The following is a 12,701-nucleotide window of genomic DNA, read 5'->3' as shown; positions in this document are numbered from 1 at the left end:
GAAAGTGCCGCTCAGAGGCTGATATCGACCCCATGGCGGGTCAGCCAGCGGTCCAAGTTCAGCAGGTAGGCCAGGCCGGCGGTCGGGCTCGCCGAGGCACGCGGGCTGGGCAGCGGCGTGCCCTGTTCGAGAGCTTGGCGGACCCGCCCGGCGTCCACCAGTTCGAACAGCGGCGAGCGGCCGTCGTCGAGCAGGCGGCCGACCCGCTCGCGCAGCAGCGCCAGGTAACGTGGGTCGGGGTTGGCCGGGAAACCGCTCTTGCGCCGCTCCAGGATCGCCTGCGGCAGGTGCCCGCGCAGGGCCCGGCGCAGCAGGCTCTTGCTTTCCCCGGCGACGCTCTTCAGCGCCCAGGGCAGGTTCCATACGTACTCCACCAGGCGGTGGTCGCAGAACGGCACGCGCACTTCCAGGCCGACCGCCATGCTCATCCGGTCCTTGCGTTCGAGCATCGCCGGCAGCCAGCGGCTCAGCGCCAGGTAGGCGACCTCGCGCTGGCGCCGCTGGGCGGCATCCTCGCCATCCAGTCGCGGCACTTCGGCGAGGGCCTCGCGGTAGCGCGCCCGGATGTATTCCGGCGCCGCCACCCGTTCGGCGACCTCCCGCCGCAGCAGTTGCCAGGGCCCGCTCTTGCCGGCCAGCCAGGGGAAGCCGTCGTATGCGAGGGCGCTCGGGTCGTGGAAGAACGGGTAGCCGCCGAACACCTCGTCGGCCGACTCGCCCGACAGTGCCACCGTGGTGTGCTCGCGGACCTGGCGGAACAGCAGGTAGAGCGAGGCGTCCAGCTCGCCCCAGCCGGGCAGGTCGCGGGCCTGGAGCACCGCCTCGTCCTGTTCCAGCACCTCTTCCGGGGCGACCAGCACGGTGCGGTGCGGCGTACCGAGGAAGTTCGCCGCCAGTTGCGCATAGGGTTCGTCCCAGCTGCTTTGCCAGGGCGTCGGGACGAAGCCGCGGCCTTCGCCGGGGAAGTCCACGGAGAAGGTCGGCAGGCGCCGCGCGTCGCCATCCAGCGCGGCCACCGCGAAGGCGCTGATGGCGCTGGAGTCGAGCCCGCCGGAAAGCAGGCTGCCCAGCGGGACGTCGGCCACCAGTTGCTCGGCCACTGCCTCGCGGAGCAACTGGCCGGCGCGTTCGGCGCTGTCCTCGGCGCCCTCTTCGTGACGTTCCGCGCGCAGCGCCCAGTAGACCAGCTCGCGCACACCATTGCGGTCGAAGCGCAGCGCCTGGCCCGGCCGGACCTGGCGCAGGCCCTTGTACAGGCCGTGGCCGGGAGTCGGCGCGGTGGTCAGGGCGAACAGCTCGGCGATGCCGCTGGCGTCGAGCACCGGGTTGGCCTCGGGGTTGGCGAAGATCGCCTTGGGTTCCGAGGCGAACAGCACGCCTCCGGCGGTCGGGTAGTAGTACAGCGGCTTGACCCCGAAGCGATCGCGCACCAGCCACAGGCTCTGCTCGCGCTCGTCCCACAGGGCGAAGCCGTAGATGCCGCGGAGCCGGGCGAAGGAAGCCTCGCCCCATTGCAGATAGGCGCGCAGCACCACCTCGGTGTCCGAGCGGGTACGGAAGACCTGGCCCAGCGTCTCCAGCTCGGCGCGCAGCTCGCGGAAGTTGTAGACCTCGCCGCTGTAGGTCAGCGCCACCCGCCCGCCAGCCTCGGCAAGCATCGGCTGGGCGCCGTTCTCCAGGTCGATGATCGCCAGGCGCCGATGGCCGAGCAGCGCGTGCCGCGACAGCCACAGGCCTTCGGCGTCCGGCCCGCGCGGGGCCAGGGTACGGGTCATGCGTTCGAGGATGCTGCGCTGCTCGCCGAGGTCGCGGCTCCAGTCGGTCCAGCCGGTGATTCCACACATGGATGACGTTCCTTGCAGTGACCCTTTATTCCCCGCGTAGCCAGGGCGGCGCGCAGGGATCTGCAGGGAGCGATGGTTGAAGACGGCTCAGACGGCCACGGCGAGACGCCGCAGGGCGGCGGGCTGCTGCCCGAGCCGGCGGCTCCACTCGCGCCAGAAGCCGCGGTTCTGTTCCTCGTCGACGTGGCGGCGGGTTGCCGGCCCCATGCCGCGGGAAAAATCGCTGTAGCCGAGGGCGGCGTGGGCGTAGGCGCGCTGACAGGATTCGAGGATCTCGACGTCGTCGGGGGTGCCGAAACCGCCCGGGCCGATGAACGAGATCAACCCATTGATCCGCGCCGCCCGCTCCTCGCGGGTCTCATCGGCGAAGCCGGCGCCCCATACGGTGACGCTGACCTCATCGGCGGCGGTCGGGAAGAACGAGCGGATGTTCAGGCCGAGGATGTCGTTGATCACCAGGTTGGGAAAGATGAACAGGCTTTTGTTGGTGTGGGCGATGTCCTCTGCCCGCGCCTGCCCGAAGCGTTCCACCAGGCGTTCGAACTTGGCGGCGATGGACGGCTTGAGCGCTTCCGGGAACAACGGGCTCCAGTAGGCGATCGGCCGTCCGGTGGACGGCGGGCCGCTGATGATCAGCGCGTGGCCGTTGCCCAGCGCCTCGCCGCGACCGTGGCGCTTGTGCGACTCCGGATCGGTGCCGAGGGTATTCAGGTATTCCAGGTAGCGCTTGTGGGCGAACGGCAGGTGGTAGGCGTCCACGCCGTTTTCCGCGAGCAGCTTCCAGTTGGCCTTGATCGAATGCTCGAAGCCGCCGGGGATGATCTCCAGTTCCGCCTCGGACTGGTCGCAGATCAGGTCGATATAGTCCTTCGCCTGGCCCAGGTAGGTTTCCAGGGACGCTTGCCGGGCGCCGTAGTGGATGAACAGGAAGTTGCGGTAGACCGCGTGTTTCACCCGTGTCAGGGACAGCTCCGGATGGCATTGCCCGGCGTGCTGGTAGGCGGCCTTGTCCGGCAGGCCGATCAGGCTGCCGTGGCTGTCGTAGGTCCAGCCATGGTAGGGACAGGTGAAACGCTGGCTGTTGCCCTGGCGCTCGGCGCAGACCTTGGCCCCACGGTGCGCGCAGGCGTTCAGGTAGACCGCCGGCTCGCCATCGGCGCGACGCTGGATGATCAGGTTGCGCCCGCCGACGTCGCGGGTGATGAAGTCGCCGGGCTCGCGCAGCTCGCTGAGGTGGGCGGCATACAGCCAGCTGTCGTCGAATATCTCGTGCAGTTCGCGCCGGTGCAGTTCCGCGGAAACATAGGCCTGGCGCCTGACCCGGAAGTAACTTGCGTCGTCGGTCTCGATATATTCACTCACCGCCTAACCTCCGTGTAACGTTGACAACCCGGCAACGGGGACGGAGGAAACCTAGCACGGGGAAAATCAATTCCGGCAGACTATTTATTCATTAGCTAATAACTCGTAACCCCATGAAAAAAGACAAAATAATTATTTCCCTCGGCGACTGAAAATTCGTCCCTCTCATTGCACTCATGCTTTTATGAGGGGTCGCCCCGTTCAACTCTTCAGGTTCACCAGGTCGAGCAGGTCGGCACCGGCCTTGATCTCCTGCAGGACGATTTCCGAGCGGATGTCGGTGACGCCGGCGGCGCGGTTCAGCTTGTTCACGATGAAGTCCGAATAGTGCTTGAGGTTGCGCGCCCGGACCCGTAGCACATAGTTGGTGGCGCCGGTCACCACATAGGCGGTGACTACCTCCGGCCAGTCCCGGACCCTGGCGATGAACGCCTCGTGCCAACCCTCGACGTCCTGGCGCAGCGACACATGGACGATGGCTTCCAGCTCCACGCCCAGTCGCTCGGCATCCAGTTCCACCGAGTAGCCGCGGATGATCCCCTCGCTTTCCAGCAGGCGCAGCCGGCGCAGGCAGGCGGATGGCGAGAGGGAGACCTTCTCCGCCAGGTCCTGGTTGCTCATCCGCCCGTCCTGCTGCAGGTGACGGAGAATGCGCAGATCGATGGCGTCCAGGGACATGTGCAGTTCCTATCAGAATGAATAGCTATCTTCGAATTTTGTGCGAATAGATTGCCATGCGACCTTGCATTTCGCACGAAAATTCTCCGAAATCTCGTTCATTATCATTCGCTGGATTTCCGGAGAAAAACAATGACTTCGCTCCGCTACTGGGACATCAGTCCCGCCCTCGACCCGAACACGCCGACCTGGCCCGGCGACACGCCGTTCCAGCAGGAATGGGCGGCGCGGCTGGACGAGCAGTGCCCGGTCAACGTCGGCCGGATCACCCTTTCGCCGCATACCGGCGCCCACGTCGACGGCCCCCTGCACTACCGCGCCGACGGCCTGCCCATCGGCCAGGTGCCGCTGGACGTCTACATGGGACCGTGCCGGGTGATCCACTGTATCGGCGCTAACCCGCTGGTGACCCCCGAACACCTCGCCGGCCAGCTCGACGACCTGCCCTCGCGGGTGCTGCTGCGGACCTTCGAACGGGTCCCGGCGAACTGGCCGGAAGGCTTCTGCGCTATCGCTCCGGCCACCATCGAGTGCCTCGCCGAGCGCGGCGTCAGGCTGGTCGGCATCGACACCCCGTCGCTCGACCCCCAGCACTCCAAGACCCTCGACGCCCACCACGCGGTGGGCCGCCACGGCATGGCGATCCTCGAAGGCGTGGTTCTCGACGACGTGCCCGCCGGCGACTACGAACTGCTCGCCCTGCCGCTGAAATTCACCCACCTCGATGCCAGCCCGGTGCGTGCCGTGCTGCGCGCCCTGCCTACCGCGGAGTAACCGATGACCACTCGTGACGACTGCCTGGCGCTCGACGCCGGCGATCCCCTGGCCGACCTGCGCCAACTGTTCGCCCTGCCCGACGGCGTGATCTACCTCGACGGCAACTCCCTCGGCGCCCGCCCCCGGGCCGCCGTGGAGCGCGCCGCCGAAGTGGTCGCCGCGGAATGGGGCGAGGGGCTCATCCGCAGCTGGAACAGCGCCGACTGGCGCGGCCTGCCGGAACGCCTCGGCGACAAGCTGGCGCCCCTGATCGGCGCGCGCGCCGGCGAAGTGGTGATCACCGACACCACCTCGATCAACCTGTTCAAGGTGCTCAGCGCCGCCCTGCGGATCCAGGAGGAAGAAGCGCCAGGGCGCAAGGTGATCGTTTCCGAATCGAGCAACTTCCCCACCGACCTGTACATCGCCGAGGGCCTTACCGACATGCTCCAGCGCGGCTACCGGTTGCGCCTGGTGGATGGCCCGGAGCAACTGCCGGCGGCGATCGACGCGGATACCGCGGTGGTGATGCTCAGCCATGTCAACTATAAGACCGGCTACCTGCACGACATGCGCGAGGTCACCCGCCTGGTCCACGAAAACGGCGCCCTGGCGATCTGGGACCTGGCCCACTCGGCCGGCGCGCTGCCGCTGGACCTGCACGCGGCCGAGGCCGACTACGCCATCGGCTGCACCTACAAGTACCTCAACGGCGGCCCCGGCTCGCCGGCCTACGTGTGGGTCGCGCCGCGCCTGCGCGAGCGTGTCTGGCAACCGCTGTCCGGCTGGTTCGGTCATTCCCGCCAGTTCGCCATGGAGCCGCGCTACCAGCCCGGCGAAGGCATCACCCGGTTCCTCTGCGGCACCCAGCCGATCACCTCGCTGGCCCTGGTCGAATGCGGCCTGGATATCTTCGCCCGGACCGACATGCAGCGCCTGCGCGACAAGTCGCTGGCCCTCGCCGATCTGTTCATCGAATTGGTGGAAAGCCGTTGCGAACGCTTCGGCCTGACCCTGGTGACCCCGCGCGAGCATGCCCGGCGCGGCAGCCATGTCAGCTTCGAGCATGCCCAGGGCTACGCCATCGTCCAGGCCCTGATCGACCGCGGGGTAATAGGCGACTACCGCGAGCCGGGCATCCTGCGCTTCGGCTTCACCCCGCTGTACACCCGCTTCGTCGAGGTCTGGGATGCGGTGCAGGCGTTGCTGGAAATCCTCCAGAGCGAAGCCTGGAAAGAGCCGCGCTACCAGGTCCGGCACAAGGTGACCTGAGCCCCGCTCGCGCGGGCCGCGCCGGTATTCCCGGGGCGGCCCACGAACACCCACCGCTCTCGCGCACAGGAGCCCGCGACCGGCACCCGCACATCGCCACCGACGTTCCCTCGGCAATTCATAAGAACCCCAATAAGATTCCAGAGGACATCCAGATGAACGACCCCCAGGGCTTCGAGGCCATCTCGCGCCGCGAACAGGGCCTGCAACGGCGGCTCTCGGCCGCGCAGATGAGCATGATCGCCATCGGTGGCGCCATCGGCACCGGCCTGTTCATGGGCAGCGCCTTCGCCATCGGTTTCGCCGGCCCCAGCGTCCTGCTCAGCTATGCCATCGGCGCGCTGATCACCCTGCTGCTGATGGGCTGCCTGGCGGAAATGACCGTGGCCCATGCCACCCCCGGCTCGTTCGGCGCCTTCGCCGAGCACTACGTCGGCCCGCTGGCCGGGTTCCTGGTACGCTACGCCTATTGGGCGGCCATCGTCCTGGCGGTGGGCACCGAGGTCACGGCGGTGGCCATGTACATGAAGTACTGGTTCGCCGGTATCCCGGAATGGGTCTGGATCATCTCCTTCTCGACCCTGCTGATCGGCCTGAACGCCAGCAGCGTGAAAGCCTTCGGCAACTTCGAATACTGCTTCTCGACACTGAAGATCGCCGCCATCGTCGCCTTCATCCTGCTCGGCGCCTACCTGGTGTTCGGCTCCGCCAACCCGGCCTACGGCGTGCACAACTACAGCGCCCACGGCGGCTTCTTCCCGCACGGCCTGAAAGGCATGTGGATCGCCGTGGTGGTGTCGATCTTCAGCTATCTCAGCGTGGAGATGATCGCGGTCGCCGCCGCCGAGGCCGAGCATCCGGAACAGGCGGTGAAGTCGGCGTTCCGCTCGACCATCGTGCGCCTGGTGGTGTTCTACCTGCTGACCCTGGCGCTGATGCTCGCCATCGTCCCCTGGGACCAGGCCGGGCAGAGCCAGAGCCCGTTCGTCACGGTGATGCAGGCGATCGGCCTGCCCGGCGCGACCGGCGTGATGAACTTCGTGGTGCTGGTGGCCGCGTTGTCGGCGATGAACAGCCAGCTCTACATCACCACCCGGATGATGTTCAGCCTGTCGCGCGCGGGGCACGCGCCGAAGGGCCTCGGCGAACTGAGCCGCCAGGGCGTGCCGCTGAACGCGCTGCTGCTGTCGAGCGTCGGTATCGCCCTGGCGACCCTGCTCAACCTGGTCTACCCCGAGCAGTCCTTCACCCTGATGATGGCGGTGTCGATGTTCGGCGCCCTCTTCACCTGGCTGATGATCTTCTTCACCCACCTCTGCTTCCGCCGCCACCGCGCCCGCCACGGCGGCGCGCCGCTGGCCTTCCGCATGCGCCTGGCGCCCTGGTCGACATTGCTCGGCCTGGCGCTGATGGCGGCGATCCTGGTCACCACCTTCTTCACCGAGGCGTTCCGCATGACCCTGGTCTTCGGCGTGCCGTTCCTCGCGCTGCTCAGCGCACTCTACCTGGTCTTCGTCCGCAAGCCCGGCAGGGATTGTCCGATAGAGCGGGCAACGCCCTAGGCGCTCTCCGCCCTGCGAACCTGGCGCGCAGGGCGAAGCCCGACCGGCGCGCCCTTTCCGGACCGGGCGGTTCCGTTTCCCATACCTTTTCCGTCGCACAAAAAGCATTACCCGCCGGCCGCCGCGACTCCGTAGCGTAGTGCCCAACCGGACGTTCCGGCCCGCGGCGCGCCGCGGCCGGCGCGCTCCCGTCAGGGACGAAGTGGCGGCACGCCCAGCCATCGAGCGCACTGCATCGCTCTGCCCTGTGGGGACGCAGACGTCGTCAGCCATGAGGGGAACACGATGCATCCGACCTTTTCGCGGGTCCTGCTGGCCGCCGCGCTGGCCAGCGCCGGCAGCCCTGCCGTCGCCACCGAAATCCAGCTCGAGCAAGGCTGGAACGCCGAGCAACGCGCCTCCTGGTACGACGCCTCGCTCGGTTCGCGGCTGCTGCCGCTGGCCTGGGCCCAGGCGCTGGAGCGTCCGGACAGCGAGGAGCGCCTGTTCTCCGAAGACAACGCCCGGCGCCTCGGCTTTCCCCTGCGCAACTGGCAAGGCGGCGAACTGCGCCTGCCGCGCGGCTTCGCCCTCGACCAGCAGGACGACAGCCAGTTCTCCGACACCCGCCTGCGCTGGAAAGCCCGCCAGTCGTCCAGCGAACCCTGGGTCGGGCTGAATTGCGCCGGCTGCCACTCCACCGACATCAGTTACCGCGGCAGCGAACTGACCGTCGACGCCGGCGCCACCCTGGCCAACGTCCAGGCGATCTTCGACGAAGTGCTCGCCGCGCTGCGCCGCACCAGCGACGACGGCGACAAGTTCGCGCGCTTCGCCGGCAACGTCCTCGGCAGCGAGGACAGCCCGGCCAACCGCGACCTGCTGAAGGCCGCCCTGGCCAAGCGCGCGGCGCTGATCGACACCCTGCTGAGCATGTCCGCCACCGACCTGCAACCCGGCCCGGGGCGCCTCGACGCCACCGGCCAGTCACTCAACCGCGCGGCGATCAACTCCGGCGCCCGCCATCTGCAAGCGAACCCGACCGACGCGCCGACCAGCTTCCCGGCACTGTGGCACACGTTGCAGATGGACAAGCTGCAATCCAGCGGATTCGTGCCCAACGTCAAGGTCCTCGATCTCAACGGCCAGGTCTTCGACCTCGGCTACCTGGCCGGTGACATCGGCGTGGTCCAGGGCGACTACGGCGACGTGGTCAGCCATCCGCTGTCCGGCCTGGAGGGCTACATCTCGAGCATCCGCGTGGACAACCTGACCCGTGTCGAGGGCCTGATCCACAAGCTCAAGGCGCCGGCCTGGCCAAGCCAACTGTTCGGCGCCCCGGACAGCGCCAGGCTGGCCCAGGGCAAGCGCCTCTACGAGGAAAACTGCGCGGCCTGCCATGCGAGCATCGGCCGCGACGACCTGCAAACCCCGATCAAGGTCCGCCAGGTGCGCCTGAAGGCCCATGGCGACGACGCGCCGATCGGCACCGACCCGTGGATGGCCTGCAACACCTTCACCTTCAGCAGCCCCAGCGGCAACTACTTCGGCCTGTTCCGACCGTCCCTCGGCACCCCCAGCGGCGTCGGCATCGTCGGGCGGACTTCGAAGATCGCCGACATGCAGGTCCCCGAGGTGTTCCAGATCATGCTCGGCAAGAAAGGCCAGCTGGCCGACGGCATCGCCGAGATCATCCACGCCATCGTCACCGGGCAGCAGACCCTGCCCGGCTCCGACAGCCTGCAAGCGCTTCCCACCGGGCCACTGCTGCTGGCCGGCGGCGACCCGGCCGGCAGCCAGGCGCCGAGCCTCGCCGCCGGCGAAGTCCCCGCCGACAAGAGTGCGCGCAAGGACTACTGCCTGAACACCGAGCATCCGTTCCTCGGCTACATCGCTCGCCCGCTGAACGGCATCTGGGCCACTGCGCCCTACCTGCACAACGGTTCGGTGCCGTCGCTGTACGACCTGCTGCTGCCCCAGGAGCAACGGCCGACCACCTTCTACACCGGCAGCCACGAGTTCGATCCGAGCCGGGTCGGCTACCTCACCGGGCCTGGCCCGGAAAACGCCTTCCTCTTCGACACCCACCTGGAAGGCAACTCCAACGCCGGCCACGACTTCGCCCGCGAGTACGACGAAAGCCAGCGCCTGGCGCTGCTCGAATACCTCAAGACCCTGTGAGCCGGCCCCGCCCACATGCCCAATAGAGAGAACCGCCCGATGACCCTATCGCGACTCAGCCTTGCCATCCTTTCCGTCCTCGCCGGTGCCCCGGCATTCGCCGACGACAGCGGCGTCGACCTCGACCAGGGCTGGAACCAGACCCAGAAGACCGCCTGGCTGGAAGCCGGCCAGGGCTCGCGGATGCTGCCGCTGGCCTGGCTGGTGGCGCTGGAGCAGCGCGCCAGCGAAGAACCGCTGATGTCCGACGCGCTGATCCGCCAGTACGGCTATGTCCCGCACACCCTCGGCGGTTCCAGCGTGAAGGTGGTGCAGGGCTACGCGGTCGACCGCAGCGACGACAGCGACCTGACCTTCACCAAGCTGCGCTGGAAAGCCCTGCAGGGCTCCAGGGAACCCTGGGTCGGACCGACCTGCAGCATGTGCCACACCTCGCACATCAGCTACCAGGGCACCCAGTTGACCGTCTACGGCGGGCAGACCATGGGCGACCTCGCCGGCTTCCAGCTGGAGATCCTCGGCGCCCTGCAGAGCACCCGCGCCGACACCGCCAAGTTCGAGCGCTTCGCCCGCAAGGTGCTCGGCGCCGACGGCCTGGTCAGCGGCTACAACGACGCCAACAAGGCGCGCCTGCAGGCAGCCCTGGACGCCACCATCGTGCGCCTGCGCGACGGCTCGCACTTCAACCTGCCGCACGATCCCGAGTTCGGCCCGGGGCGCCTGGACGCCATCGGTTCGATCTTCAACTCAGTGGGCTACGAACTGCACGCCGACGAGCAGATCTACGGCGCCGAGGACGCCCCCGTGAGCTATCCGTTCCTGTGGAACGTACCGCAGCTGGACCGCGTGCAGTGGACCGGCTTCAACCCGAACCACATCAACGTGGTCGACATCGACAACCGCAAGTTCGACGTCGGCGCCCTGGCGCGCAACGCCGGCGAGGCGGTCGGGGTATTCGCCGACGTCAAGGTGCTCAGCCCGATCCAGTCGGCGCTGCACATCGGCTACCCGTCGAGCATCAACGTCGACAACCTGATCCGCATCGAAGACCAGCTCGGCCAACTGAAGCCGCCGGCCTGGCCGAACCAGCTGTTCGGCGCCCCGGAGCCGGCCAGGGTCGCCGAGGGCCGCGAGCTGTACCGGCAACATTGCTCCAGCTGCCACACGCCGCTGGACCGCAACGACCTGCGGACCCCGGTGAAGACCGTGCTCACCCACCTGCAGGCGCGCGGCGAGGTCGCGCCGATCGGTACCGACCCGTGGACCGCCTGCAACAGCATCGCCCAACTGAAGACCGGCTATGTGCGCGGCAAGCCCTACCTGTCCTTCGTCGGCACCGGCCAGCGCGGTTTCTACGGCAAGCAGGCCTATGCGGTGGACGTGCTCCAGGAAGTGGTGGTCCAGGCCCTGGCCGCGCGCGGCCTGAGCGTCGCCCTGGGTGCCTTCCAGACCGCCGCCCTGGGCATCTTCGACGGGCAGTTGCCGCCGCTGATCAGTCCGGTGCCGGACAGCCCCGACGCCGACAGCGTCGAAGCGACCGCCGCGGACGCGCCAGGCGCCCTGCTCCTGGCCGAAAACGTCGCGGCCGACAGCGACAAGGCCCGGCGCCTGGAGCAGTGCCTGGCGATGACCAGCGACCTGATGGCCTACAAGGCGCGCCCGCTGAACGGTATCTGGGCCAGCCCGCCCTACCTGCACAACGGCTCGGTGGCGACCCTCTACGACCTGCTGCTGCCGCCGGACCTGCGGCCGCGGACCTTCTATACCGGCAGCGTCGAGTTCGACCCGGTCAACGTCGGCTACATCACCGATGCCGGCGGCGCCAACCGCTTCCTCTTCGACAGCGGCAAGCCGGGCAACGCCAATGGCGGCCACGACTACGGCAACGCGCAGTTCAACGAGCAGCAGCGCCGCGCCCTGGTCGAGTACATGAAGACCCTCTGAAGCCCCTTGCGCGGCCGGCGCTCCCGGCCGCCTCCCTCAACCGGCGGCGACCCGCCGCGCGGTCTCGACGAAGCATTCGAACTGGGTGTCGCTGGCGCGAAGCCGCGAAGTCGGCGACACCGCCAGCCCCACCGGCAGGCGGAAGCCTTCGTTGACCGCCGCCGGCAGAGCGGTGAAGGCCACCCCCGGATAGGCGAACTTGGTCAGCGACAACGGCAGGAAGGCGAAGCCGTCGCCGCTGGCGACCTGGGCCAGGAGAATGCTCAGGTCGTTCGGCCGCACGCTGCGCCGGGGCGCGAAGGCGGCGGCATCCATCGCATCGTTCATGAACTGGCTGTAGGCGGGAAACAGCGAGTCCTTCGGTACCAGCAGCGGCTCGCCAATCAGGTCGTTCAGCGACCAGTCGGGCGCCAGTCGCCGGTGCAGGGTTTCCGACAGGGCGATGACGTGCTCGTAGCTGCCGATCTCCATCAGCTCGTATTCGCGCACCACCTTCGGCGGCGCGCCGATGATCGCCGCGTCCAGGGACGACTCGCGGACCAGGCTGAGCAGGTCCAGCGATGGCGCCCAGGATGGCGAAACGGCGCTGCACACCCGCGCTTCCTTCAGTTGCCGGGCCAGCTCGCCGGACCAGCCGGGATCGAGGTAGCGGCTGAAACCGATGTGCAACTGGCGGTCGTCGCCGTCGCCGATGTCGCGGGTCAGCGCCTTGGCCTCGGCGATGATCTTCACCGCGCGGCAATGCACCACCCTGCCCACTTCGGTCAGGCTCACCCCGGCCGGACCGCGGACGAACAGCGCCTCGCCGATGTGCACTTCGAGCGCCTGGATCTGCCGCGACAGCGACGGCTGCGAAACGTGCAGCACCTCGGCGGCCTGGCCGATGCTGCCGTACTCGGCGACACAGGCGAAATACATCAGCTGGCGCAACGAAGGCATCGCCTTCGACCAGTTGATGATCGGGAAACTGGCATCGGTCACGGACATTGCGTACATACCCCTCGCTGGCAACACGGGTCGGATCGGCACGGACAGGGAAACCCCGGGACGGCGCGACGAGCGACCGCCGGCCGCCTTCATCCGAAAGCCGTTTCGCGGCAGAAGAACGAAAGATAGGTAGCGG

General features: G+C 68.0%; 9 protein-coding genes. 5 read left to right on the top strand and 4 right to left on the bottom strand.

Annotated features, from left to right (window positions below):
- Positions 1-11 precede the first annotated feature (11 nt).
- From asnB to kynR, 3 genes are all read right to left on the bottom strand, one after another.
- The gene (gene asnB, locus FOC67_RS11025; protein WP_009315672.1) at positions 12-1,844 is read right to left on the bottom strand and encodes an asparagine synthase (glutamine-hydrolyzing); all 1,833 of its coding nucleotides are present in this window, start codon (positions 1,842-1,844) and stop codon (positions 12-14) included.
- 87 nt (positions 1,845-1,931) lie between these two features.
- Entirely contained in the window at positions 1,932-3,206 is a 1,275-nt protein-coding gene (locus FOC67_RS11020; protein WP_003109665.1) for a Rieske 2Fe-2S domain-containing protein, read from the bottom strand.
- Between the two features lie 201 nt (positions 3,207-3,407).
- Positions 3,408-3,884, bottom strand: coding sequence for a kynurenine pathway transcriptional regulator KynR (kynR, locus tag FOC67_RS11015; RefSeq protein ID WP_003088777.1), 477 nt, complete (start codon positions 3,882-3,884; stop codon positions 3,408-3,410).
- Between the two features lie 132 nt (positions 3,885-4,016).
- Here kynR and kynB point away from each other — a divergent pair, with 132 nt between their 5' ends.
- The 5 genes from kynB (at position 4,017) to FOC67_RS10990 (ending at position 11,578) form a co-directional block, all read left to right on the top strand.
- On the top strand, positions 4,017-4,658 hold the full coding sequence (gene kynB, locus FOC67_RS11010; protein WP_003088775.1) for a kynurenine formamidase KynB: 642 nt from the start codon (positions 4,017-4,019) through the stop codon (positions 4,656-4,658).
- A gap of 3 nt (positions 4,659-4,661) precedes the next feature.
- Complete coding sequence (gene kynU, locus FOC67_RS11005) at positions 4,662-5,912, top strand: kynureninase (protein ID WP_003088773.1); 1,251 nt, start codon at positions 4,662-4,664, stop codon at positions 5,910-5,912.
- A gap of 155 nt (positions 5,913-6,067) precedes the next feature.
- Entirely contained in the window at positions 6,068-7,474 is a 1,407-nt protein-coding gene (locus FOC67_RS11000; RefSeq protein WP_003088769.1) for an amino acid permease, read from the top strand.
- 285 nt (positions 7,475-7,759) lie between these two features.
- Positions 7,760-9,634 (top strand): (7S,10S)-hydroperoxide diol synthase, encoded by a 1,875-nt coding sequence (locus FOC67_RS10995; RefSeq protein ID WP_009315671.1) that lies wholly within the window; start codon positions 7,760-7,762, stop codon positions 9,632-9,634.
- A gap of 39 nt (positions 9,635-9,673) precedes the next feature.
- Positions 9,674-11,578, top strand: a complete 1,905-nt coding sequence (locus tag FOC67_RS10990) for a 10S-dioxygenase (protein WP_009315670.1) — start codon at positions 9,674-9,676, stop codon at positions 11,576-11,578.
- 36 nt (positions 11,579-11,614) lie between these two features.
- Here the strand turns inward: FOC67_RS10990 and FOC67_RS10985 are convergent, their stop codons facing one another.
- A complete protein-coding gene (locus FOC67_RS10985; protein ID WP_003139628.1) occupies positions 11,615-12,517 on the bottom strand; it encodes a LysR family transcriptional regulator in 903 nt (300 codons plus the stop codon).
- Positions 12,518-12,701 lie beyond the last annotated feature (184 nt).

This window comes from Pseudomonas sp. FDAARGOS_761, from assembly GCF_013343155.1.
Taxonomy (GTDB): Bacteria; Pseudomonadota; Gammaproteobacteria; order Pseudomonadales; family Pseudomonadaceae; genus Pseudomonas; species Pseudomonas aeruginosa.
Note: the sequence above shows the minus strand (reverse complement) of the source record. Positions and strands in the feature narration are given on the sequence as shown.

Bases quoted from the DNA above. Each gene is read 5' to 3' on its own strand.
- asnB (WP_009315672.1), bottom strand. From the start codon at position 1,844: ATGTGTGGAATCACCGGCTGGACCGACTGGAGCCGCGACCTCGGCGAG.
- kynR (WP_003088777.1), bottom strand. From the start codon at position 3,884: ATGTCCCTGGACGCCATCGATCTGCGCATTCTCCGTCACCTGCAGCAG.
- kynB (WP_003088775.1), top strand. From the start codon at position 4,017: ATGACTTCGCTCCGCTACTGGGACATCAGTCCCGCCCTCGACCCGAAC.
- kynU (WP_003088773.1), top strand. From the start codon at position 4,662: ATGACCACTCGTGACGACTGCCTGGCGCTCGACGCCGGCGATCCCCTG.
- FOC67_RS11000 (WP_003088769.1), top strand. From the start codon at position 6,068: ATGAACGACCCCCAGGGCTTCGAGGCCATCTCGCGCCGCGAACAGGGC.
- FOC67_RS10995 (WP_009315671.1), top strand. From the start codon at position 7,760: ATGCATCCGACCTTTTCGCGGGTCCTGCTGGCCGCCGCGCTGGCCAGC.
- FOC67_RS10990 (WP_009315670.1), top strand. From the start codon at position 9,674: ATGACCCTATCGCGACTCAGCCTTGCCATCCTTTCCGTCCTCGCCGGT.
- FOC67_RS10985 (WP_003139628.1), bottom strand. From the start codon at position 12,517: ATGCCTTCGTTGCGCCAGCTGATGTATTTCGCCTGTGTCGCCGAGTAC.